At 68.3% G+C, this 24920-nt stretch carries 19 protein-coding genes; 12 read left to right on the top strand and 7 right to left on the bottom strand.

Features of this window, described 5'->3' with window-relative positions; genetic code table 11:
* Window positions 1-129 precede the first annotated feature (129 nt).
* Together R8G01_02560 and R8G01_02555 are read left to right on the top strand one after the other, a co-directional pair.
* Entirely contained in the window at window positions 130-381 is a 252-nt protein-coding gene (locus R8G01_02560) for a hypothetical protein (GenBank protein MDW3212851.1), read from the top strand.
* Window positions 375-686 (top strand): type II toxin-antitoxin system PemK/MazF family toxin, encoded by a 312-nt coding sequence (locus tag R8G01_02555; GenBank protein MDW3212850.1) that lies wholly within the window; start codon window positions 375-377, stop codon window positions 684-686. The genes R8G01_02560 and R8G01_02555 overlap by 7 nt, the downstream gene beginning before the upstream one ends.
* 124 nt (window positions 687-810) lie before the next feature.
* Here the strand turns inward: R8G01_02555 and R8G01_02550 are convergent, their stop codons facing one another.
* From R8G01_02550 to R8G01_02540, 3 genes are read right to left on the bottom strand one after another with little or no spacing between them, the layout of a single operon-like run.
* On the bottom strand, window positions 811-1563 hold the full coding sequence (locus tag R8G01_02550) for a DUF402 domain-containing protein (protein MDW3212849.1): 753 nt from the start codon (window positions 1561-1563) through the stop codon (window positions 811-813).
* Entirely contained in the window at window positions 1560-3404 is a 1845-nt protein-coding gene (locus tag R8G01_02545; protein ID MDW3212848.1) for a carboxyl transferase domain-containing protein, read from the bottom strand. The genes R8G01_02550 and R8G01_02545 overlap by 4 nt, the downstream gene beginning before the upstream one ends.
* Before the next feature lie 17 nt (window positions 3405-3421).
* Window positions 3422-4711, bottom strand: a complete 1290-nt coding sequence (locus R8G01_02540; protein ID MDW3212847.1) for a chloride channel protein — start codon at window positions 4709-4711, stop codon at window positions 3422-3424.
* Window positions 4712-4822: 111 nt separating this feature from the next.
* Between R8G01_02540 and R8G01_02535 the strand changes: the two genes are divergently transcribed.
* From R8G01_02535 to R8G01_02505, 7 genes are read left to right on the top strand one after another with little or no spacing between them, the layout of a single operon-like run.
* The gene (locus R8G01_02535) at window positions 4823-5842 is read left to right on the top strand and encodes a mechanosensitive ion channel family protein (protein ID MDW3212846.1); all 1020 of its coding nucleotides are present in this window, start codon (window positions 4823-4825) and stop codon (window positions 5840-5842) included.
* A gap of 38 nt (window positions 5843-5880) precedes the next feature.
* The gene (locus tag R8G01_02530; GenBank protein MDW3212845.1) at window positions 5881-7383 is read left to right on the top strand and encodes a DUF2207 domain-containing protein; all 1503 of its coding nucleotides are present in this window, start codon (window positions 5881-5883) and stop codon (window positions 7381-7383) included.
* 59 nt (window positions 7384-7442) lie between these two features.
* Complete coding sequence (gene thrH / locus R8G01_02525) at window positions 7443-8060, top strand: bifunctional phosphoserine phosphatase/homoserine phosphotransferase ThrH (protein ID MDW3212844.1); 618 nt, start codon at window positions 7443-7445, stop codon at window positions 8058-8060.
* Window positions 8061-8074: 14 nt separating this feature from the next.
* Window positions 8075-8947: a haloalkane dehalogenase gene (locus tag R8G01_02520; protein MDW3212843.1), complete on the top strand. Its 873-nt coding sequence runs from the start codon at window positions 8075-8077 to the stop codon at window positions 8945-8947.
* A gap of 37 nt (window positions 8948-8984) precedes the next feature.
* Window positions 8985-9824 carry an alpha/beta hydrolase gene (locus tag R8G01_02515; protein ID MDW3212842.1) on the top strand — a complete coding sequence of 280 codons (840 nt, stop codon included), beginning with the start codon at window positions 8985-8987 and terminating at the stop codon, window positions 9822-9824.
* Window positions 9821-10531: a PIG-L deacetylase family protein gene (locus R8G01_02510; GenBank protein ID MDW3212841.1), complete on the top strand. Its 711-nt coding sequence runs from the start codon at window positions 9821-9823 to the stop codon at window positions 10529-10531. The genes R8G01_02515 and R8G01_02510 overlap by 4 nt, the downstream gene beginning before the upstream one ends.
* Window positions 10532-11458, top strand: a complete 927-nt coding sequence (locus R8G01_02505) for a DMT family transporter (GenBank protein MDW3212840.1) — start codon at window positions 10532-10534, stop codon at window positions 11456-11458.
* Window positions 11459-11486: 28 nt separating this feature from the next.
* On the opposite strand, the gene R8G01_02500 is transcribed toward R8G01_02505, so the two are convergent.
* Genes R8G01_02500 through R8G01_02490 form a run of 3 tightly spaced genes read right to left on the bottom strand, consistent with a single transcriptional unit; the run spans window position 11487 to window position 15475 of the window.
* The gene (locus tag R8G01_02500) at window positions 11487-12269 is read right to left on the bottom strand and encodes a HemK/PrmC family methyltransferase (protein MDW3212839.1); all 783 of its coding nucleotides are present in this window, start codon (window positions 12267-12269) and stop codon (window positions 11487-11489) included.
* 7 nt (window positions 12270-12276) lie between these two features.
* Entirely contained in the window at window positions 12277-13920 is a 1644-nt protein-coding gene (gene maeA, locus R8G01_02495) for an oxaloacetate-decarboxylating malate dehydrogenase (protein MDW3212838.1), read from the bottom strand.
* Between the two features lie 55 nt (window positions 13921-13975).
* Window positions 13976-15475, bottom strand: a complete 1500-nt coding sequence (locus tag R8G01_02490) for an HD-GYP domain-containing protein (GenBank protein MDW3212837.1) — start codon at window positions 15473-15475, stop codon at window positions 13976-13978.
* Window positions 15476-15608: 133 nt separating this feature from the next.
* On the opposite strand from R8G01_02490, the gene R8G01_02485 reads away from it, so the two are divergent.
* Genes R8G01_02485 through R8G01_02475 form a run of 3 tightly spaced genes read left to right on the top strand, consistent with a single transcriptional unit; the run spans window position 15609 to window position 20015 of the window.
* Window positions 15609-17831: an NADP-dependent isocitrate dehydrogenase gene (locus R8G01_02485; GenBank protein MDW3212836.1), complete on the top strand. Its 2223-nt coding sequence runs from the start codon at window positions 15609-15611 to the stop codon at window positions 17829-17831.
* Between the two features lie 55 nt (window positions 17832-17886).
* Complete coding sequence (locus R8G01_02480) at window positions 17887-19059, top strand: MFS transporter (protein MDW3212835.1); 1173 nt, start codon at window positions 17887-17889, stop codon at window positions 19057-19059.
* Window positions 19056-20015 (top strand): mechanosensitive ion channel, encoded by a 960-nt coding sequence (locus tag R8G01_02475; GenBank protein ID MDW3212834.1) that lies wholly within the window; start codon window positions 19056-19058, stop codon window positions 20013-20015. Before R8G01_02480 ends, R8G01_02475 begins: the two co-directional genes overlap by 4 nt.
* A 24-nt stretch (window positions 20016-20039) precedes the next feature.
* On the opposite strand, the gene R8G01_02470 is transcribed toward R8G01_02475, so the two are convergent.
* On the bottom strand, window positions 20040-24716 hold the full coding sequence (locus R8G01_02470; protein ID MDW3212833.1) for a PKD domain-containing protein: 4677 nt from the start codon (window positions 24714-24716) through the stop codon (window positions 20040-20042).
* Window positions 24717-24920 lie beyond the last annotated feature (204 nt).

The following is a 24920-nucleotide window of genomic DNA, read 5'->3' as shown; positions in this document are numbered from 1 at the left end:
TCGGGCCATCGGCTCTCCGACCGCGCCGCATCGTGGCCCGACTCGTGGCAATCGGGGAGCGCGGTGCCACGCCGCGATCGTCACCACAGACCCTCGCCAATCCGTTCTACAATACGTATACTGAATGGTATGACGACGCCGGTGCCGACACGCTTCACCGACGACGAACTGGCACTGATCGACCACCTCGTCGACAGCGGCATCGCCGACAGTCGCTCGGCCGTCATCCGGCGAGGAGTCCACTACCTCGCCGAGTCGGTACGCCGGGCTCAGGTCGGCGCATCCATTGCAGCGTCATACCGTGATCAGCCCCAAACGCCCGCAGACGACGAACTCGCGATGGCGAGCGCACTTGCGATGACCGAGGCAGAGCCGTGGTAGCCCAGGCCGAGATCTGGCTCATGGAAACACCGAATCGGAAACGCCGTCCCGTACTCATCGTCTCACGAGACGAAGTCATCCCCGTCCTCAACAACGTCGTCGTTGCACCGGTGACGAGCACACTGCGAGACATCCCGACCTGCATTCGCGTCGGGCCCGACGAAGGCATCGACCACGACAGCGTCGCCACCTTCGACAACCTCGCTGCAGTCCCGAAGTCAGTGCTCACGACGCGGCTCGGCCAACTCGGCAGTCGTGGGCGACGACAGATCTGCGATGCGCTCGACGCGATGGCCAACTGCTGACCCGCTCGACAACCGCGTTCACCATCAGGCACCGTCCGATCAGGCAAGCGCCGCACCGCGGCCCGCGCTGGTTCGGACTCGACCGAGATCGGCAGTCTCTGGCTCGGCAGCGGACGTCTCGGTTTCAGGGGCAACCGATGTCGTGGGCGGTGGCGCACGGGACACACATGCGTACGCGACCGGATCCCGTATCCCAGCCCTGGGTAGCCGACGAGCCGCAGGCGACGCAGGTCGCGGCCCAGGCTGCATCGTCGGGGGTCCAGTGCTGCCAGTCGAGATCCCACCAGAGGCGGCCGGCGTCGAGTTCGCGGCCGAGGCGAACGCCCAGTCGCCGGACGGCCACGGCCACGTCGACCGTGAAGCGGCCCTCGGTGACTCGGCGATCCAGCAGATCCCAGTCCTTCATCTCCCACGAACCGTCGGGCGCGACGACCAGATCGAGCTCGAGATCCTGGGTCTCGATCGCATCTGCGGTGCGTCGGAACGCGGTCTGGAGGTTGACGTACCAGCACGCGAACGTCCGCTCGGGCCCCGTCCAGAAGTGCCAGATCGCATGGTGGTCGCCCGGCCGCTGAACCATCAGGCAGCCGTGACCGTGCCAGCCGGATCGACCAGACCACGGGTGCCGGCCATCGGCCGGCCAGGGGCCGTCCGGAAACGTGAAGGGTGCACCCGACTCGACATGGACCACGAGCGCATCGTCGGAGTCCTCGACGACGCGAACCGGCATCTCCATCCACACACTGCCGACCCATGGCGCGCTGGCGTGGCCGTCGTCACCTGCGACCGGGTCGAGGCCGAGCACCTCGCGTCGCACGATCGTCGTACCCGGCTCCCACCGCCCGCTCGCGGATGCCGCTTCCACCACCTCGGTCACCACGTGTCGATGTTGGGCCGCGGCTGCACGCCCTCGGGACGGGGCGGCGCCGACTCGAGCAGGGTGGTGATCCAGCGGCGGCTCTCGGCCGGGTCGATCACGTCGTCGATCTCGAAGTACTCGGCGATGCTCAACGCCTTGCCGTGCTCGTACAGCTTGTCGACCAACTCCTGGAACAGCGCGTCGCGATCGTCGTCGGTCTCGCAGGCGTCGAGCTCTTTGCGATAGCCCAGGCGCACCGCTCCCTCCAGCCCCATGCCACCGAACTCGCCGGTCGGCCACGCCACGCACGCCAGCGGGGCCTTGGTCGAGCCACCCATCATCGCCTGGGCACCGAGGCCGTACGACTTGCGCAGCACCAGCGACACCATCGGCACGCTCAGATTGGCGCCGGTGACGAACAGGCGACTGCAATGGCGGACGAGCGCGGTGGCCTCGACGTCGGGCCCGACCATCATGCCGGGCGTGTCGACAAGCGTGACGATCGGCAAGCCGTGCGCATCGCAGAGCTGCATGAAGCGGGCCGCCTTGTCGGATCCGTCGCTGTCGATCGCTCCGGCGAGATGGGCCGGGTTGTTGGCGATGACGCCGACCGGTCGCCCCTCGACCCGGGCGAGCGCCGTGATCATCCCGATCCCGAACTCGCGGCGGAGTTCGAGCACCGAGTCGTCGTCGAACATCCGCTCGATCGCCTCGCGTACGTCATAGCTCCGCAGGCGGTCGACGGGCACGACGTCGCGCAGTTCGGTCTGGTCGACGCACGTCCAGTCGTCGACCCGGCCCTGCAAGTACGACAGGTACTGCTTGGCGAGCGCCGTGGCGTGCGCCTCGTCGGTGGCCACGAGATCGACGACCCCGCTCCTTCGCTGGACCGACATCGGACCGATCTCGCCGGGCTCGTACACGCCGAGACCGCCGCCCTCGATCATGGCGGGGCCACCCATGCCGATATTGGAGTCTTCGGTGGCGATCACGACGTCGCAGCACCCGAGGATCGCCGCGTTGCCCGCGAAGCAGTACCCGGCGTTCACCCCGACGAGCGGCACGGTGCCCGACAGTTGGGCGAACCACAGGAACGCCAGGCAGTCGAGACCGGTCACTCCCCCGGTGTCGGTGTCGCCAGGTCGGCCGCCACCACCCTCGGTGAAGAACACGATCGGCAGCCGCAGCTGCTCGGCCACCTCGAACAGGCGGTCCTTCTTGCGATGGTTGCGATGCCCCTGGGTGCCGGCCATCACCGTGTAGTCGTACGAGACGGCGATCGCCTTGGCCGCCCGCCCCGAGAACCGGTCGCCGTTGACGGTGCCGATGCCGCCGATCAGGCCGTCGGCGGGCGTGCGGGTGATCAGGTCGTCGTGGGTGCGCCGTTTGGCCTGCGCGGCGACGACCAGTGGGCCGTACTCCACGAACGAACCCTCGTCGACGAGATCGGCGACGTTCTCTCTCGCGGTTCGGCGACCGCGTGAGCGGCGTCGTTCGACGGCGTCGGGTCGAGCCGCGTCGGTGCCGAGCGCGCGGCGAGCCAGCACGTCGGAGAGGTCGTGGCGTTCGAGCCCCTTCGGGCCGACATCGACGGCCGCGTCCGATGCACGCGACGCATCACCACCCGGCCCGACACCGAACATGAGGTCACCGGGATGCACCGTCGAACCGATCTCGACCATGATCGACCGCACGACGCCGGAGACAGGGGCGACCACGTCGTGGTGCAGCTTCATCGATTCGACGAGCGCCAGCGTCGCGCCGGCGGCCACCGAACTGCCGACCTCCACCTCGATCGACACCACGGTGCCCTGGAGTTCGGAGTTGACGTCGGTCGTCTCGGCGGGGGTGTCGGCCATGCGACCGATCCTTGCAGTCAGTCGCTGCCGGGACGACGTTGGAACGCCGTGATCGACTGTTCGCCCATCACGAGTTCGGCCGCGACCGCTGCGAACAGCGCCGGCACCACGAAGTTCGGTTTGCCGGTCGTCTCCGCGACGAACATGACGGCGGCGAGCGGCACGCGGTAGCCCGCTCCGAGGAATGCGGCGATACCGAGCAGCGTGTACAGCGACGCCCGGTCGGGGTGGATCATTTCGGCGATGCCTCGGCCCACGATGCCTCCACCGACGACGAGCGGGATGAACACACCGCCGACACCGCCGCCCGCCGTCGTCATCGCCGACGCCAGGCAACGGATGAAGAAGACCGCGACGAGGATCTGGATCGAGAGGTTGTCCTCGACGAACAGCCAGTCGCGGAAGACCTCGTACCCGGAGCCGGCGCTCAGCGACAGCCCGGTCAGCTGGCGGGAGACCATGAACAGACCGACGAGGGCGACGGAGCTGACGAGCAACCGGACCGGGAGGGCACGCAGCGAGAATCCCTTGGCGATGCGCATCAGCTTGGCGAACGCCCGCGCGCCGACCGCGCAGGTGGCACCGACGAGCAGCGCCCCGAGCAGGTCGATCAGTTCGAACGCCGGGAGGTTGAACTGGGGCACGGCGAGCAGCGGCGTCGTGTCGCTGAGGGTCACGAACGTCAGATAGCCGGTGGCGCTGGCGACGAGCGCCGGCAGGAGCATGCGCCGTGCCATGTCGTCGCGGTACGGCACCTCGAGCGCGAAGATCGCGCCGGTCGCGGGCGCCTTGAAGATGGCTGCGACGCCCGCCGCCGCCCCGGCGACCAGCAGGGTCCGGTGGTCGGTCCCCCTGAACGGGCTCGGCAGACGCCGCTGGATCATCGTGCCGATCGCCGAACCACCGTAGAGCGATGGGCCTTCGAGACCGAGCGCACCGCCCGACCCGAGCGTGGCGATCGACGCTCCGATGCGGGCACCCAGATACTTCGGCCGCAGTCGGTACGCCGGATCGTGGAACGCGCGCAGGTACTCGTCGGACGTCGACGGCGATGCACCGCCACCGATCTTCAGGATCAGCGAGGCGACGATGAGACCGATCGGCGGTGAGATCGCCGCCAACCAGAGCGGCGCCTCGAGCACCTGGTGGTAGATCTCTTCGACGAGATACTCGAACCCGCGCACGGCGAGACCGGTGACGACACCCGTCAGCGCCGCGAGCAGCACCACCTCGCGCGAACGGCGGACGAGTTGCCGGAGTTCGTCTCGGCGCACCTCGAACGATTCCGGGCGAAGAGCCCTCATCATCCGTCGACGCCACACGTCGGGTCAGTGTACGACGCGCACGCGACATCGAACGATTGCGATGTTCCCGTGGGTCGCCCGTCTCGGCGTGTCACACCGCTACCGTCGAACCCCGTGGACATCCCTCGCGCCTCCGATGCCTGCTACGAACAGACCGGCAGCCTCTGCCGTCAGGTCTACGACTGGACCGACGGCAGCGAGACGGCGGCGAACCTCGCCAACTGGTTCGTCGACAAGCCGGTGGAGATCCTCGTCGTCGTCATCATCTCGTGGGTCCTCGTGCGGCTGGCGCGTCGGTGGGTCAGCCGCTTCGTCACCCGTGTGGTCGCGCCGGAGGTGACGTCGACACAACGACTCGAACAGTTCGGGATCGAACTGCCGCGTGCGCTGAGCGCGACCAGCGAGCCCGATCCGCGCCGGGCGGCCCGGGCGAACTCGATCTCGATCGTGTTGACGAGCACGACGGTCGTGGCGATCTGGGTGATCGCCGGGCTCACGGTGCTCGGCATCGTCGGCATCGAACTCGGCCCGCTGCTCGCCGGTGCAGGTATCGCCGGCGTCGCGCTCGGCTTCGGTGCGCAGAGCCTCGTCAAAGACTGCATCGCCGGCCTGTTCATGCTGATCGAGGATCAGTACGGCATCGGTGACGTCGTCGACCTCGGCGAGGCGATCGGCGTCGTCGAAGAGGTCTCGCTGCGCACGACGGTGCTGCGATCGCTCGACGGCACCGTGTGGCACGTACCCAACGGCGTCGTCCAACGTGTCGGCAACAAGAGCCAGCTCTGGTCGGTCGCCGTGATCGACGTCGACGTCGCCTACGACTCCGACCTCGATCAGGCCCGAAGCCTGCTCCAACAGGCCGCCGACGAGGTCTGCGAGACCGAACACTTCCGAGACCAGGTCCTGGAGCCGCCGCAGGTTCTCGGTGTCGAAGCGTTGGCGGCCGACGGCATCTCGATCCGACTGACCGTCAAGGTGACGCCCGGTGCCCAGTGGGAGCTGCAGCGTGCGATCCGCCAACACGTGAAGGATGTCTTCGACAGCGCGGGCGTCGAGATCCCGTTTCCCCAGCGCACGGTGTGGATGCGCGTCGACCGCGAGGCCGGGACCGACCCGGCCGGCGACGACGACTGATGCGCCGCGACGGCCCGAGCACCTGACATCATGACTCCATGCCCGGGGCCAATCTGACCACGCCGCACATCGCGGCGATCCTCGATCGGCCCACCACGGGCGCACTGACGGTCGCGATCCTGGTGGGCGCCATCGGCTGGGCGCTGCACGCGTACGCCTACTGGAGCAAGCGCCCGCGCCTCCTCGAACCCGTGGGGACCAAACGCCCCGACCCGCTCGACGACGGCACGCTCGAACCCCCAGCCGTCGTCGCGTTGCTGACCAACGGCTACGACGTTCCCCGCAGCGCGGTCACCGCGACGGCGCTCGACCTCGCCGCTCGTGGCTGGATCCGACTCACGACGTCCGACGGAGAACTGGTCGTCGTCACCCGCGGCGCCGCTCAGGCGGGCGACACGCTGCAGCCGTTCGAACAACAGGTCCTGAACCACCTGGCCGCCCGGGCGTTCAACGACGTCACGTCGGCCGGGACGTTGGCCGCATCGCATCACCGGCTCGACCGTCGATGGTGGCAGCGGTTCCGACGTTCGGTCGCCACGTGCGCCAACGACCTCGGACTGTCGCACCGTCGCTACTCGACGCTCGAACTCGCACCGCCGGCCGTCTGCGCCGCGATCGCGCTGATCGCGCTGTGGATGTCCGTCCGCGGCGGTACCGAGATCGCGATCTCCGACTCGTGGAAGTCGCGCGCCCTCTGGTTCGTCGTGCTGGGTGGCGTGGCGTTGCTCGCGTGGCAGACGCTCGAGCGACTGCTCGGCTCGTCCCAGACGCCCACCGATGCGGGGCTCCAACGCACGGCGCGGTGGATGGGACATCGACGACGGCTGCGCGAACGCATCCCCGAGCACGCCAGTGTGTTGGCATCGCCCGCCCAACAGGTGGCGCTGGCCCACGGTGCCGTGATGGGTGTCTCCGAGCAGGTGCTCGACCAGCTGCCCGCCGCACCGGAGGACCATCGTCGCGCCTGGTCCGAGGCGGGCGGCACGCCACATGTCGTCGCCGTCCGCTACCCGCTGCGGCCCGGCTACGGCCAGCATCCGCTGCGGGTCGGTCTCGCCGGCGTCGTCGTGTTCTTCCTCTTTCGTTGGATCCGGGGGTTCCTGGGCCGTGTCGCCGACGGCGAGGCGCTCGAGTCGTTGCTCGAACGTGTGCCCGGACAGATCGAGCTGATCGAGCGCATCGCCGAGGTGCTGGCCGTGCTCTGCTGGGTGCCGATCCTGTGGGGCGTGTGGGCCATGATCGCCGGCGCCGTCGACTCGATCGCGACGCGTGAGCGGGTCGGCGCGATCGTCCGGGCCCGCCGACCGGTGGAGGTCGTCCCCCCGCTCCTGTCGAGCGTCGTCAAGCCGTTCGCCGAACGGGACCGCTTCTCGACCTACCTCGCCGTCGACGACGGTCGACGGCCACTCGTGACCGCTTGGCTCGCCAACGAACGCAGCGCGGCACCGCAGGGCGCTCAGGCCCGGGTCCGAGCCACCCCGCTGCTCGGTTACGTGCGGTCGTCCGAGCCGATCGGCACCGCGACCCGAACCGACGACTGACGCCACCGGTGATCCCCCGCCATTCGTGGCGATGCCCTCCGTTCGGTCAAACTGTGCCGATGCCGACCGACCAGCGCCAGACCGTCGTCACGCTCGACATGGAGGGCGTGCTGGTCCCCGAGATCTGGATCGCGGTCGCGGAACGCACGGGGATCGACGCATTGCGTCGCACCACGCGCGACGAGCCGGACTACGACGTGCTCATGCGGTACCGACTCGACGTGCTGGCCGAACACGGTCTGACGATGTCGTTGATCGCCGACGTGATCGGCGGCCTCGAACCGCTCCCCGGCGCGCGGGCATTTCTCGACGAACTGCGTCGCCGCACCCAGGTGATCGTGCTGAGCGACACGTTCGAGCAGTTCGCGGCGCCGCTGATGCCACACCTCGGGATGCCGACGGTGTTCTGCCACCGACTCGTGATCGACGGTGACCGGATAATCGACTACCGGTTGCGCCAGCACGACCAGAAGCGACGCGCGGTCGAGGCGCTGCACGGCCTCAACTTCCGCGTGATCGCCGCCGGCGACTCGTACAACGACACGTCGATGCTCGGTGCGGCCGATCGTGGGTTCCTGTTCAAGTCGCCTGCCAACGTGCAGGCGGAGTATCCGCAGTTCTCCGCCGTCGACGAGTTCGACGAGTTGCTCCCGCTGCTCACCGCCGAACTCGGTTGATCTACCGTCGCGTCATGGACGCGACCCCGCTCGACAAGCAGTACGCCACCGTCAACGGGAAGCAGATGGCGTACCACGACTCCGGCACCGGCCCGACCGTGGTGTTCCTGCACGGCAATCCCACGTCGTCGTACCTGTGGCGCAACATCATTCGCGAGCTGAACGGCTCGTACCGATGCGTCGCTCCCGATCTGATCGGCATGGGCGACAGCGAGCCGACCGGCGACGAGGGGCCCGAGGCCTACCGGTTCGTCGATCACCGCGAGTACCTCGACAAACTGCTCGACCAACTCGATCTCGGTGACGCGATCACCCTCGTGATCCACGACTGGGGTTCCGCGCTCGGGTTCGACTGGGCCAACCGGCACCGTGACCGCGTCGCCGGCATCGCCTACATGGAGGCGATCGTCATGCCGGTCACGTGGGAGCAGTGGCCCGACGCCGCCCGTCCGATCTTCCAAGCCTTCCGCAGCCCGGCCGGCGAGGAGATGGTGCTCGAGAAGAACGTGTTCGTCGAACGGGTCCTGCCCGGTTCGATCCTCCGTGACCTGACCGACGAGGAGATGGCCGAGTACCGGCGCCCGTTCGCTGAAGGCGGTGAGCGCCGCCGCCCGACGCTCACGTGGCCGCGCGAGATCCCGATCGACGGGCATCCCGACGATGTCGTCGAGATCGTGCACTCGTACGCCGACTGGCTCTCGGGCGCCGATCTCCCGAAGCTGTTCGTCGACGCCGACCCCGGGGCGATCCTCATCGGCGAGCAACGGGAGTTCTGCCGGACGTGGCCGAACCAGACCGAGGTGACCGTGCGCGGCAACCACTTCCTGCAAGAGGACAGCCCGTCCGAGATCGCTGCCGCGATCGCCGACTGGCGTTCGGGGTTCTGACGCGACCGATCCCCCTCCGAACTGCGAGACTGGCGGCATGTCGCAGCATGCCGAAGGCACCCTCACGTCGTTCGACGGGCTCACGATCCACCACCAGTCGTGGTTGCCCGACGGCGACCCGAAAGCGGCCGTCATGCTCGTCCACGGGCTGGGCGAGCACTCGGGTCGCTACGGGCACGTCGCCGGCCGGTTGATCTCGGCCGGCTACGCCGTCCACGCGCTCGACCATCGGGGCCACGGCAAGAGCGAGGGCAAGCGCGTGTTCGTCAAATCGTACGACGAGTTCATGGCCGACCTGATCCAGTTCCGCGGGCACATCGAGGCCGAGCACCCCGGGCTGCCGCTGATCGTCCTCGGCCACAGCATGGGCGGCAACCTCGCCGTCGGTCACGTGCTCGACCACCAGAGCGGCGTCGCGGGCCTCGCCCTCAGCGGTCCTGCGCTCGCGGTCAGCGACGCGCTCTCCCCCCTCCAGATCAAGATCTTCAAGCTGATCGCCAAGGTCGCTCCCGGCGTCCGCCCGGAGGGACTCGACGCGAGCGCGATCAGTCGCGACCAGTCGGTGGTCGACGCCTACCTCGCCGACCCGCTCGTCTACACCGGCAAGATGTCGGCGGGCATCGGCGCCGCGCTGATCGATGCGATGGAGCGTTTCCCCGATCGGTACCCCTCGCTGCAACTGCCGCTTCTGATCATGCACGGCACCGACGACAAGTTGGCCGACATCAGCGGCTCGAAGGCGCTCGAAGCCGGTGCGGTGAACGCCGACCTGACCGTGCACTACTACGACGGTCTGTACCACGAGATCTTCAACGAGCCCGAGCAGGATCAGGTGCTCGACGACCTCGTCTCGTGGCTCGACCGGGTGGTCTCGTGAACGATCTCCAGCCGTTCCCCGACGATTGGCAGCGAGGGCTCGCGGTCGTCGCCCACCCCGACGACATGGAGTACGGCGCTGCGAGCGCCGTGGCGAAATGGACCTCCGAGGGCAAACAGATCGCGTACGTGCTGGCCACCCGGGGCGAGGCGGGCATCTCGACGATGCCGCCCGACGAGGTGAAGGCGCTCCGCGAGGTCGAGCAACGCAACAGCTGTGCGGCCGTGGGCGTCGACATCCTCGAGTACCTCGACCACCCCGACGGACTCGTCGTCGAGGGCATCGAACTGCGCCGCGACCTGACGGCGGCGATCCGACGCCACCGGCCCGACGTCATCTTGTCGATCAACCATCGCGACTCGTGGGGCGGGCCGTCATGGAACCACGCCGACCATCGTGCGGTCGGGCGCGCCCTGCTCGACGCGATGCGCGACGCCGGCAACCGGTGGTTGTTCCAAGACGTCGGTGAGCCGTGGGACGGCGTCCGGTTCGTCGCGTTCAACGCCTCGCCGAACAACACGCACGCCGTCGACGTCGGCGATCACATCGAGGCCGGCATCGCGTCGCTGCGGTGCCACGAACTGTACCTCGCCGCGCTCGGCGACCACGACGACCCCGATCCGTTCCTCCGCAATCCGGCCCGCAGCATCGGCGAACAGTTCGGCTGCGAGTACGCCACGGCGTTCGAGATCGCCGGCGGCGCCTGAGTGCGCGAGCCCTCGACCGCCTCTCCCGAGACCGGCGGCGACACGAACCTCGCGCTGCTCGGCATCTGCATCTCCGTCACGGCCTGGGGTGCCTCCGGCGCCGTCATCAAGTCGATCGACATGGGTGGCCTGTCCGTCGGCTTCTGGCGATTCCTGCTGTACGTCGTCGCGCTCACCGGCTGGATGCGATTCAGACGAGCGACGCTCGACCTGCGCGTGCTCCGGGCGTCGGCGGCCGGTGGTCTCAGCCTCGGCCTCGACGTGGTGTTCTTCTTCTCGGCGGTCAAGCTGACCAACGTCGTCAACGCCACCACCATCGGCGCGCTGCAGCCGGTGATCGTCGCGGTCGTCGCAGCCCGGTTCTTCGGTGAGCGGATCCGCTGGCGCGATGTCGTCGCCGCACTGATCGCGATCGTCGCGGTCATCGTCATCGTGATCGAGTCGAGCGACACGCCGGAGTGGAGCCCGAAGGGCGACCTGCTGGCCGTTGGCGCCGTGTTCTCGTGGAGTGGCTACTTCATCTTCTCGAAGCGCTCGAAGGGTGTGCTCACGTCGCAGCAGTACACGGCCGGCACCGCCTGTTGGACGACGCTGATCTGCCTGATGGCCGGGCTGGCCTTCGGCCAGGACATGTCACCGCCCACCGGCACCGACTGGTTCTTGGTGCTGGGTCTCACGATCGGCGCCGGCATCCTCGGGCATTCGATCATGAACTGGTCGCTCGTACGGATCCCGCTGTGGCTCGGTTCGGTCCTCACGCTGCTGATCCCGGTGGTCGGCGCGGTCGTCGCGTGGATCTTCCTCGGCGAGGCGCTGTCCGCGGTGCAGATCGCCGCGATCGTGGTGGTGATCGGTGCGCTCGCATCGATCGTGCTCAGCCAGGATCATCCGGAGCCCGTGCGGGCGCCACACGCTCCCACGAGCTGAATCGTCGGCCGGGTGGTGTGCCGGGCGTTCACGACCCGGTGAACGTCGTTTCGATCCCGCGTGGGTCTCGATCGTCGTCGAGCAGTACGACCGCCGGCGAGTAGCCCGCACGTTCGAGGTCGGAAGCGATCAGCCCCGCCTGGTCGGCTCCGAGTTCGAGCAGGAGCGAACCGCCGTGGCGGAGGTAGCGAGTGCCCTCGGCGACGACGCGGCGCAGGATGTCGACGCCGTCGTCACCGCCGTCGTACGACACTCCCGACTCGAACGCCAACGTGTCCCGCTGCAGCAACGACATGGCGGCACTCGGCACGTACGGCACCACACCGACCACGAGATCGACACGACCCCGCAGACCCGCCGGAACCGGTTCGAGCAGGTCGCCGACGAACGCCTCGACGCCGTTCGCTCTCGCGCACGCCACGGCCCGGGGGTCGATGTCGGACGCGACGACCGTGGCGTCGGGACGTGCGCGGCCGATGGCTCGGGCGATCGCACCCGTCCCGGTGCAGACGTCGACCGCCGTACCACCTCGCGGTAGGAGTTCGATCGCTCGGCGCACGAGCGACTCGGACTGTCGACGGGGGACGTACACCCCGGCCCGCACCGAAACCGTCGCCCCGAAGAACATCGTCTCACCGACGATCCAGGCGAGCGGCTCACCACCGAGGCGCCGTGCCAGCGCGGCGCCGAAAACGGCCCGGTCGCCTGACGCGTGGGCGAGCAACACCTCGGCCTCGCGTTCGGCGGCGACGAAGCCCGCTGACCGCAACACTGCGCCGAGGCCGACGACGTCCGGGATCGACGTGGTCACGTCGACGTCAGGCGTACGTCGGACACCAGGTCGCCGCCGCGATGCGGGCCACGAGGTCGTCGCCGGTACCGACATCCGGTGCGGCGACCCCCGCTCGCACGGCTGCTTCCGCGACCGCGAGCGCCACTGCTTCGGCACATCTTGCCGCCTCCTCGACCGGGGGGAGGAGCTGCTCCCCCGGGAGCGACACGGCCAGCTCGGCGACCGCTCCGGCAGCGGCCGTGATCATCGAATCGGTCACGGTGTCGGCACCCGAGGCGATCACGCCGAGTCCGACACCGGGGAAGATCGAGATGTTGTTGACCTGCGAGATCACGACATCGCGCCCGTGGACCGCCACCGGTGCGAACGGACTGCCGGTCCCGACGAAGGCTCGTCCGTCGGTCCAGGCGAGCACGTCGGCCGGGATCGCTTCGGCTCGCGGGGTCGGGTTCGACAGGGGCAGCACGATCGGACGGTCGACGCCGGCGGCCATCGACCGCACGACCTCCTCGGTGAACAGGCCCGGCTGACCCGACACGCCGATGAGTGCTTGCGGACGCACGGCCCGCACCACGTCGACCAGCGAGCCGTCGCCGGGTACGTCGCCGATCGGGTGTGCGTAGCGCCACTGGAAGTCGTGGAGACCGTCCATGCCGTCGTGGAGCAGACCATCTCGGTCGACGAGCCAACACCGCCCGACCGCCTCGGCTTCCGACATGCCGGCGCCGACGAGGAACCGGACGAGCTCGTCGGCGACACCCGTCCCCGCCGAGCCGGCGCCGACGATGACGACACGCATCTCGTCGGGCGAGACCCCGGTGCGATGCAGGCCAGAACGGACGGCGGCGGCCGTCACCGCGGCCGTGCCCTGGATGTCGTCGTTGAAGGAGCAGCAACGATCACGGTGCCGGTCGAGGAGCCGTCGGGCGTTCTGCTGGGCGAAATCCTCCCATTGCACGAGCGCCCGCGGCAACCGATCGGACACGGCGTCGACGAACGCATCGACGAGTTCGTCGTACGCGCCGCCGCGCACGCGGGCGTGGCGCCATCCGAGGTACAGCGGGTCGGAGAGCAATCCCTCGTTGTCGGTGCCGACGTCGAGCAGCACGGCCAGCGACCGGGAGGGGTCGATGCCGCCGACGGCGCTGTAGAGCGCGAGTTTTCCGATCGGGATCCCCATCCCGCCGGCTCCGAGGTCGCCGAGCCCGAGGATGCGTTCGCCGTCGGTGACGACGATGACGTCGACGTCGTCGTGGTCGCGCAGCACGTTGTCGAGCAGTTCCGGGATGCGGTGCCGTTCGGGCCACGACAGGTACAGACCGTGCTCCTGCCGGTAGATGCGCGACCACTCCTGGCACGCGAGGCCCACGGTCGGCGTGTACACGACCGGGAGCAGCTCGGCGAGGTGGCGCTGGAGGTACGAGTAGAACAGGACCGAATTCCGTTCCTGGAGGAGCCGGAGGAAGATGTGGCGCCCGAGGTCGGTGCCCTTGGTCCGGTACTCGGCGTCGACCCGCTCCAGCTGATGGCCGAGCGACTCGACCACCGGCGGCAGGAGCCCGTGCAGACCGAGACGGTCGCGTTCGTCGGCGGTGAACGCGGTCCCCTTGTTGAGGTAGCGGTTCCGGAGGAGTTGCCAACCGGTGGGTCCGTCGTCGGGCGAGCTCACCCCCCGAGCGTCGCGCAAACGGCTCTCCGGTGCGAACCGGTCGGGCGCTGCTCCGTCAGGCCGAGATCAGGTCGGCGTCTGCGTCCGTCGTGTCGCTGTCCAACTCGTGGCACGTCTGCGCCGCGTGCCAGGCCTGGTCGGCCTCACCGTCATCGGTCGAGCGCACGCCCCAGTCGGCAGCGAGCGCGACCATGGCGTCGACCGCTCTGGTGTCGAAGTGGGTCCCGGCGCCGGCCTCGATGTGTGCCAGCGCCTCGGCCGCAGGCCAACCCCTCCGATACGACCGGTCGGAGGTCAGTGCATCCCAGACGTCGGCCACGGCGACGACCCGCGCCTCGATCGGGATCTCCGCACCCGCGAGCCCATGGGGATACCCACCGCCGTCGACACGTTCGTGATGGTGCAGGATGACCGGGAGCGCCTCGGCCAACGACGTCGCCGGCGACGCCAGCTCGTAGCCGAGCTGGGGATGTGTCTCGATCACCGAGCGTTCCTCGTCGGTGAGTCGTCCGGCCTTGTTCAGGATCTCGTCCGGGATGCCGATCTTGCCGAGGTCATGCAGGTAGGCGCCACGGGCGATCACACGGAGTTGACGTTCGTCGAGCCGCATCCGCAGTCCGATCTCCACCGCGACACGCGCGGTCCGGGCGCTGTGACCATGGGTGTAGGCGTCCTTGATCTCGACTGCCCGGACGAGCGACCGGAGCGCCTCGGGGTATCCCTGCTCGATGTGCTCGAACGGATTGTCGGAGAAGGTGCGGCCCAGCACCTGGCTGATCGCCCGCTCACGGACGCCCGACTGGAACACCGCATACACCGCGGCGCCGAAACCCGCCAGCAGGTAGGCGTGGTAGTCCCACCACGACAGCTGCGTGAACCGTCCGTGCTGGAATGCCGTCACCGCGGCGATCGACATGCCGGCGGCGAGCACGATGGCGAGCTGCACGATGTCACGACCCAGGTGCCACCGACGTGAGTGGGTCACCATGACGATCAGCAGCAGGACGATCGTGACCACACTGACCACGTCGAACAGCGACTCCTCGTACCGTGGCGGAGTTCCGGCGCCGAGCGCTTGATCGTCGACGAGCGCCCACATGAGCAGTGCCACCATCGGAGCGACGAGCACCAGGGCGGAACCGAGCGGGAACCGCGCGACCACCCGGTTGGGACCCCAATCGGCTCGGCGCCCGGCGATGACGAGCGAGACGGCGAACACCACCATCGCGAGATGCGGGAACCTGGTGACCCACTGCGTGAACTCACGACCGTTCACGCCGGGGGTCATCAGTCCGTGGCCCATCATCAAGACGCCCACGCCGGCACAACCGACGCCGAGCCAGACCGGACCGGGATGCTCGGCGCGTCTCGCACCCGCCACTGCCACGGCAGCCGTCGCGAACGCGCACGTCGCGATCCCGACGATCACGACCAGATGGACGCCGGCGTCGAAGAACTGCACGTCGAGACGGGGCACCAGGCGGAGCATCAGCAGGACGGCGATCGGGCACGCGAGCAGGAGCCCCGGGACCAGGTAGCGGCGCGCCAGATTCATGACACTCCATCGGCAGACATCCTGGGCGAGTTGAACCATCCGACGCCGGAGCGCCCGCCCGACGGCGGCCCGACAAGGCGACGCGGCCCCGGACCATTGGAGCGAGCGAATGGTCGACCGGTACGATCGCCTTGTGACCGACTCGAAAATCATCTACACGCACACCGACGAAGCGCCGGCACTCGCCACGTACTCGCTGCTCCCGATCGTCGAGGCGTTCGCCGGGGCCGCCGGGGTTGCGCTCGAGAAGCGCGACATCTCGCTCGCCGGCCGGATCCTCTCGCAGTTCCCCGACTTCCTGCAGCCGGAACAGCGGCAGTCCGACGACCTCGCCGAGTTGGGCGAGCTCGCGACGACACCCGAGGCGAACATCATCAAGTTGCCGAACATCTCGGCATCGGTGCCGCAGCTCGAGGCGGCCATCTCCGAGTTGCAGTCGCAGGGCTACGCGCTCCCCGACTACCCCGACGACCCGCAGACCGACGCCGAGCGCGACATCCGGGCCCGCTACGACAAGGTCAAGGGTTCGGCCGTCAACCCGGTGCTGCGAGAAGGCAACTCCGATCGTCGTGCGCCCAAGGCCGTCAAGGAGTACGCCCGCAAGAACCCGCACTCGATGGGCGAGTGGTCGAGCGACTCGAAGACGCACGTCGCGACCATGGGCCACGACGACTTCAAGTCCAACGAGCAGTCGACGACCATGGAGTCGGCCGACGATCTGCGCATCGAGCACGTCGACGCCGACGGCAACGTCACGGTCCTCAAGGCCTCGGTACCGGTCCAGGCCGGCGAGGTCGTCGACGGCACGTTCATGTCGGTCGCGGCGCTCAAGCAGTTCCTCCACGAGCAGATCGCCGATGCCCGGCAGCAGGGCATCCTGTTCTCGCTCCACATGAAGGCCACGATGATGAAGGTGTCCGACCCGATCATCTTCGGTCACGCGGTCGAGGCGTTCTTCGCCCCGGTCTTCGAGCAGTACGGCGACGTGCTCGAGGCGGCCGGCGCCGAGCCGAACAACGGCTGGGCCGGCGTACTCGCAGCGATCGAGACGCTCCCCGCCGATCAACAGGCCGAGATCAACGCTGCGATCGAAGCCACGATGGCCGATCGACCCGATGTCGCCATGGTCGACTCCGATCGTGGCATCACCAACCTGCACGTGCCGAGCGACGTGATCGTCGACGCCTCGATGCCCGCGATGATCCGCACGTCGGGCCAGATGTGGAACAAGGCGGGCGAACTCCAAGACAGCAAGGCCGTCATCCCCGACTCCAGCTACGCCGGGGTGTACCAGGCCGTGATCGATGACTGTCAGGAGCACGGCGCCTACGACCCCGCCACGATGGGCACGGTGCCCAACGTCGGCCTGATGGCCCAGAAGGCCGAGGAGTACGGCAGCCACGACAAGACCTTCGAGGTGCCCGCCGCCGGCACCGTCCGGGTCGTCGACCGGGCCGGTGAGGCCCTCATGACGTTCGACGTCGGCGCGAACGACGTGTGGCGCATGTGCAACGTGCGCGACCTGCCGATCCAGGACTGGGTCAAGCTCGCGGTCAACCGGGCCCGGGCCACCGGCGCCCCCGCCGTCTTCTGGCTCGACGAGGAGCGCGCACACGACCGCCAGCTGATCGAGAAGGTCAACCGGTACCTCGGCGACCACGACACCGAGGGTCTCGACATCCGGATCATGTCGCCGGTCGAGGCGACCAAACTCTCTGTCGCCCGCATCCGCCAGGGCCTCGAGACGATCTCGGTCACGGGCAACGTGCTGCGCGACTACAACACCGACCTGTTCCCGATCCTCGAGGTCGGCACGAGCGCCAAGATGCTCTCGATCGTGCCCCTGATGAACGGTGGCGGTCTGTTCGAGACCGGTGCCGGTGGTTCGGCTCCCAAGCACGTGCAGCAGTTCGTCAAGGAGAACTATCTGCGGTGGGACTCGCTCGGTGAGTTCCTGGCGCTCGCCGTGTCGCTCGAGCACTTCAGCGACGTCACCGGCAATTCGCAGGCCAAGGTGCTCGGCGCCACGCTCGACGTCGCGACCGGCCGCGTGCTCGACGAGAACAAGTCGCCGGCACGTCGGCTCGGCCAGATCGACAATCGCGGCAGCCACGCCTGGCTCGCCGTGTACTGGGCGCAGGCGCTCGCCGAGCAGACGGACGACGCGACGCTCGCCGAACGCTTCGCCCCCGTGGCCGCTCAGCTCACCGAGCACGCCGACACGATCAACGACGAGCTGATCGCCGCCCAGGGCGACCCGGTCGACCTCGGCGGCTATTTCCAGCCCGACCCGGCCAAGGCGGCGGCAGCGATGCGGCCGAGCAAGACGCTCAACGACATTCTTGCCGCCATCTGACGCCGCGCCGGCCGCGGCGCCACGGGTGGTCTTCCCGGGCACATTGTTGCTCACGATGACCGCGTCGGCGTTCCAGGTCTTCGCGCTCGCGATCCTCGCGTCACCGATCATCGCCGAACTCGATCTGAGCCGAGCCCAACTCGGGCTGGTCGGTTCGGTCAACACGGCGATCGGAGCGGTCACCGCACCGATGACCGGTCGGTTGACCGACCGGATCGGTCCACGCCGTGCGGTCAGCTTCGTCCTGGGGTTCAGCGCGGCGGGTATGGCGCTCATGGCCTGGGCGCCCTCGATGTGGTGGCTGTTCCTGGCTGCCGCCGTCGGCGGGATCCCGCAGGGTTGGGGCAATCCGGCGACCAACAGCCTGATCGCCACGCGTGTGGCACCGGGCCGCCGAGGCGGGGTCACCGGCGTGAAGCAGTCGGGTGTCACGCTCGGCGTGTTCCTCTCCGGTCTCGCGCTCCCGGCGTTCGAGGCGCAGTGGGACTGGCGGGCGGCCAGCTTCGCCTTCGCCGTCGTCTTCACCGTCCTGGCGGTCGCCGTGCACTTCACCCTCGGACCCGACCCCGAAGCCGAGCCCGAGCCCACCACGTCGTCGGCGGGGAGCTCGGTCAGGGGCCGGCTCGATCCGTTCGTCGTCCGGTTGGCCGTGTTCGCCCTCCTGATGGGTACCGCGGGCGGCGCGGTCGGCCGCTTCTTCCCGCTCTACGCCGAGGAGTCGCTCGGATTCTCGCTCGGCACGGCCGGGTTGTTGACCGCGATCGGGGGGTTGCTCGGCATGATCGCCCGCGTGATCGTCGGACGCCTGGCGGAGAACCGGATCGCACCGACTCGGCTCCTCAGCGTGCTGGCGATGGTCGGCGTGTCCTACTGCGTGCTGCTCGCTGCCGTGAACGAGTCGACGCGGGGTCTGCTGTTCCTCGCTCCGCCGCTCAGTGCCGTCGGGATCGCCGCCTGGAATGCGGTTGCGATGCTCGCGATCATCATGTTCTTCTCGAAGGCTCAGTCGGGTCGGGCGTCCGGCGTGGTGATGCTCGGATTCCTCGGCGGCATGTCGATCTCGGCGCCGGTCGCCGGCTTCACCGTCGACCGGATCGGCGTGTACTGGCCGGTCTGGACGGTTGCGGCCTGCCTCGCTGCGATCGCGGCTGCGCTGATGTGGTTCGACACCACGGGGCGGACGCCGGCAGCGGCGGCCCCCGCCGGTTCGGTCGATCGGGCAGTATGAGGGTCACGATGCTGCGCCTGCCGACGCCCGATCCCGATTCCGACACCGTGGAGGCGTTGCAGGGGCTGACCGGGACCGATTGGCTCCAGGCCGGCGCCATCATGCTCGGTGCGATCGCCGTCGCGATCGCCGCCAACCGCATCGCCCGGTCGATCGTGTCCCGTTCGCTGGGCGCCGGGTTCGGGGCGATCATCACCGCCCGCATCATCGGGTACCTGATCTTCCTGATCGGCCTGGTGTACGCCCTCAACACGCTGGGAGTACGCGTCGGTCCCCTGCTCGGCGCCCTCGGGCTCAGCGGTCTCGTGCTGGCGTTGGCGCTCCAGAAGGTGGTCGAGAATTTCGTCGGGGCACTGATCTTGCAGACACGTCGGCCGTTCACGGTCGGCGACACGGTGCAGCTCGACGGCCACACCGGCGTCGTGACCGATGTCGATGCCCGCACGGTGGTGCTTCGAGGGCTCGACGGCTCGATGATCCGGCTCCCGAACATGGACGTCCTCAACTCGGCGATCGTCAATCTGACCCGCGACTCGGCCCGCCGCAGCGAGCTCCAGGTCGGCGTGGCGTACGACTCCGATCTCGAGCAGGCGACCCGCGTGCTCGGTGAGGCGGTCGCCAGGGTGCCTCGCATCCGCACCATGCCCAAGCCGCAGGTACTGCTGCGCCAGTTCGGCGAGTCGAGCATCGACTTCACGATCTTCTACTGGCACACCAGCGACGTGCCGTCCGAACTGGCGACGACCCACGATCTGATGCTCGCCGTACACCATGCGTTGGCCGACGAAGGCATCACCATCGCGTTCCCGCAGATGGTCGTGTGGCCCGGCCACGACGCCACCGACAATCCGTACGGCAGCGACCCGGCCGAGGTCTTCACCGGTCAACCGAGCGAGGCCCCGCCCCCGCAGCCAGCGGAACCGACGCCGCGCCGGTGGCCCTGGCAGCGCAACTGACCGACCCGTCGACCTGCACGCGGTCTACGGCACGTAGCCGTTGACGTCGGCGATGATGTCGGTCCCGGTCAACGTGTAGATACACACACGCCCACCATCACCCACCTTCGCCAACACCGCATTCGGCACCACATCACCCGGCCCATAGTTCACGTTCGACGCCAACGGCCGATCCACACCACACGGATACACCGTCAAGAACCCCAAACCATCCGGCAACACCGCCGCCACGTTCAACAACACCGCATCAGCATCGGCCGGAACACCACCACGACCCGTCACCTTCAACGCCGTCACCGACCCAGCCCCAGGACGCCCGATCCCCTCGAACTCGTGATCCACCGTCAACTCACCAGGACGCGACTCCAACAACCGAGCCGGCACCACCGACACCGGTGAACCACCAGCCGGCACGTACCCGTTGACGTCGGCGATGATGTCGGTCCCGGTCAACGTGTAGATACACACACGCCCACCATCACCCACCTTCGCCAACACCGCATTCGGCACCACATCACCCGGCCCATAGTTCACGTTCGACGCCAACGGCCGATCCACACCACACGGATACACCGTCAAGAACCCCAAACCATCCGGCAACACCGCCGCCACGTTCAACAACACCGCATCAGCATCGGCCGGAACACCACCACGACCCGTCACCTTCAACGCCGTCACCGACCCAGCCCCACGACGCCCGATCCCCTCGAACTCGTGATCCACCGTCAACTCACCAGGACGCGACTCCAACAACCGAGCCGGCACCACCGACACCGGTGAACCACCAGCCGGCACGTACCCGTTGACGTCGGCGATGATGTCGGTCCCGGTCAACGTGTAGATACACACACGCCCACCATCACCCACCTTCGCCAACACCGCATTCGGCACCACATCACCCGGCCCATAGTTCACGTTCGACGCCAACGGCCGATCCACACCACACGGATACACCGTCAAGAACCCCAAACCATCCGGCAACACCGCCGCCACGTTCAACAACACCGCATCAGCATCGGCCGGAACACCACCACGACCCGTCACCTTCAACGCCGTCACCGACCCAGCCCCACGACGCCCGATCCCCTCGAACTCGTGATCCACCGTCAACTCACCAGGACGCGACTCCAACAACCGAGCCGGCACCACCGACACCAGGTCGTCCGCGGCAGCAGGAGCGACGTCGAGCTCGTCGCTGCCGGTCGCACCGTCGTCGTCGGTCACCGTCAGGGTGACGGTGTACTCGCCGCCCGTGCCGTAGCTGTGCGACGGTGACGGACCGCTGCCGGTCTCGCCGTCACCGAAGTCCCAGAGATACGACACGATCGTGCCGTCGACATCGCTCGAACCCGTGCCGTCGAACTCACACACGTTGGCCGTGCAGCTGCCGGCGGCCGACGCGGTCGGCGCCGCGTTCGACGGATCCGTCGGATCGGCCACCGCATCGGTCGTACCGGTCGCACCCTCGTCGTCGGTCACCGTCAACGTGACCGTGTACGAACCGCCCGCCTCGTACGTGTGCGACGGCGAAGAACCCGTACCCGTCTCACCATCACCGAAGAACCAGAGGTACGACACGATCGTGCCGTCCACATCGCTCGAACCCGTACCGTCGAACTCACACACGTTGTCGACACAAATCGGCTCGCCGATCACCGCCGTCGGCGACGCGTTCGGCGGATCCGTCGGATCGGCCACCGCATCGGTCGTACCGGTCGCACCCTCGTCGTCGGTCACGATCAACGTGACCGTGTACGAACCGCCCGCCTCGTACGTGTGCGACGGCGAAGAACCCGTACCCGTCTCACCATCACCGAAGAACCAGAGGTACGACACGATCGTGCCGTCGGCATCGCTCGAACCCGTACCGTCGAACGTGCACAGGTTGTCGACACAACTCGGCTCGGCGGCCACTGCGGTCGGTGCCTCGTTCGGCGGAGCCGTCGGGTTGACGACGACGTCGGTGGTTCCGATCGCTCCGTCGTCGTCGGTGACCGTCAGGGTCACGGTGTACGCACCCGCAGCGCCGTACGTGTGCGACGTGCTCGCGCCGGTGCCGTCCAGACCACCGTCGCCGAAGTCCCACTGGTGCGACACGATCGTGCCGTCGACATCGCTCGAACCCGTGCCGTCGAACTCGCACACGTTGTCGTCGCAGGTCGGTGCGGCGATCACCGCCGTCGGCGCCTCGTTCACGTTGGGCGCAGTGGCAAGGAAGAGCGCCCGGGCGCGCCAGTCCGCGGTGTCGTCGGCGAGCGATGTCGGGCCCACCGGCGCACCGTCGGCCCAGGCCATGGAGAGCAGTTCGCCGGATGCGTCGTCGACGAGGTACAGACGACCGTCGGCCAGGAACATCCCGGCGACCCGTGTCGGATCGAGCGCGCCCACGTCACCGGCGGCCACGGTGGTCGCCTGGGCGTTCAACACACCCGATTCGGGCAGGAACGTCCTGGTGTACAGAGCGCCTTCTCCCTCGACGGTGTAGTAGACGCTCGCGGTGTCGGGGTCGAAGAAGATGCCGCTGATCGTCGGCATGTCGGCCATGATGTCGTTCGACCAGCCGTCGACGGAGCGACCAGGGCCGAAGTCGCTGCCGTCGAACGTGCGCTTCATGAGCGTGCCGTCGGCGTGGAAGGTGAACAGGTCGGCGTTGACCATGAACGCACCGCGCACCGTCCGCCACGGAACGGTGGTGTTCGGGATCGGCGTCGACACCGGCGCATCCGCGCCGTTCCACGTCAACGTCCGGACGTCGTCCTGGGTTCCGAGCGTGCCCGAAGCCGCGGTGCCGCGGTCGATGATCTCGATGCCGCTGACGAGCGGATTGTCCTCGGCACCGTGGATGAAGTCGATGTCGACCCCGTCGGCATCGGCGGTGATGTCGAACGAGCGGACGGTCCCGACATCGTGGCCCACGGTCTTGGACAGGTCGAGGTCGTCGACCCGCGTGACGCCGTCGATCTGGACGTCGAAGATCCGCTCGTTGCCACCGTTGGTACAGGTGCAGCGGTTCGCGAGGAAGATCCGAACGGTGAGGTCGGCCCCGGGGTCGACGGGGAAGTTCCACTGCATTTCCGTGCCGCCGCTGGGGTCCCACCGCTCGGTCGTCCAGAGATGCGCCGGTGGGCGATCCATGTCGCCATCAGGCACGGCCGAGTCGAGCTGGGGAACCGCCAGGCCGTCCGGCGCGGTGTAGGCGTTGCTGCCGCTGTTGCGGTAACTCGACAGGGTCGAGGTGTCGGCCTCCCAAGCGGGGCCGTCGTCGGCGGACGCGAGTGCCGGGCCGCCCGCATTGACGCGGTACAGCACGGTCTGATCGGGAGTGCCGGTGGTGCCCGCTTCGTTGCCGAGCTGGTAGATGTCGGCCGGCAGGTCGCCGATCTCGCTGCCCAGCACCGTCGTCCCACCGGTCCACGGGAAGAACGCGAGCTTCATCCGTAGCTCGTCGTTCCAGCGGTCGGTGTCGCTGCCGGCCCAGATGCCCTGTGCGGTGACGTGGTAGTCGAACAGCCCGATCCCCCGGGTGCGGGTCGGGTTCCACGAGAAGGGCAGCCCGGTGACGACGTCGAGCGCACCCATGCCCGCACGGGCGACGCCCCCGGCGCCGTGTCGATCGCCTGCGTACGGGTTGTTGAACCAGCGCATGTGACCGCCGACGTAGGCGACCCCGTCGTGGATCTCGACCGAGTAGCTGGTGTCGCCGCCGGTGTAGCTGACCCACGTCGGCGTCACTCCGGCCGACTCGTCGTCGAGCTCGAGTCGCGACACCGTGTCGCACGAGCGCCCGGCCCGGTAAGCGCCGGTCGTCACCACGATCGCGTAGGCGCCGTCGGCCGAGATGTCGAGGTCGCGCGTGTAGCTGTCGAAGGCCGATGCGCACTCGGCGGCGTACCAATCGGTCTGCCAGTCGCTGACCGTCGCCGGAGTCGTACTCAGGTCGATCAGCGCGACCTGGTCACGCTCGACACCTTCGATCGAGGTGAAGTTGCCGGTGATCAGCATCCGGCCGGCGTCGGGGGTGGTCTCGATCTTGATCACCTTGCCCACCCCGCCGCTGTGCAGGCCTGCGAAGTCGAGGTCGAGGTCGCCCGTGACGTCGCCGGAAGCGGCGTCGAACGATGCGAGATACTCGCGGTCGGCGCCGCCGACGACGGTGAACAGGCCGGCGGCGTACAACGTGGTGTCGACGAGGCGCAGGTCGCGGACCCGCCCGTTCATCCCGTTGATGTCGAACGCCTCGACCAGCGAACCGTCGGCCACGTTCAGCTTGGCGACCTTGCGGCGATTCTCACCGTCGACCGTGTTGAAGTCACCGCCGATGAACAACGTGTTGGCGTCGGTGCCGGGGATGACGACTTCGACGCCGTCGTTGAGCACCGGGTCGAACCCGGTGTCGACCACGCCCGTCGCCGCGTCGAAAGCTGCCACGTACGCCTGATCGTGGACCACTCCGCCGTTGATGTCCGAGTCGGCGACCTGCGTGAACGTACCGCCGATGACGACCTTGTTCCCGAACTGCCAGATCGAGTTGACCTGACCGTCCAACACGTTCGGGGTCCAGTTCGCCGGATTGTCGGTCGGCAACGATGCAACGGGCGGCCCGGCTGCCTGCGCGACGTTGGTCGGGACCGCGACCACTAGACCACCTGCCATCATCGCCACCACACCGAGCACCGCAGCGTGACGTTGGAACCTCTTCATGATGTGACTTCCCGCCTTCGAACTCCGCAGCGCACCGCTCCGCTTCCGGTCTCGCTCAGCGGTGACGAACGCATGGCGCCGAACCACTCGAGACAGGGCGTGACCAGTTGCTGCACTGGGAGCCAAACAGTAGCCGACGTGCGTTTCGTTACCACCGCGTCTGTCGGACTTCCTGCGTCACCGTCGAGGTCCTCCAGCCCTGCC

The organism is Ilumatobacteraceae bacterium (genome assembly GCA_033344875.1).
In the GTDB taxonomy this organism is placed as follows: Bacteria; Actinomycetota; Acidimicrobiia; order Acidimicrobiales; family Ilumatobacteraceae; genus Ilumatobacter.
This window is presented reverse-complemented; position numbering and strand designations above follow the sequence as displayed.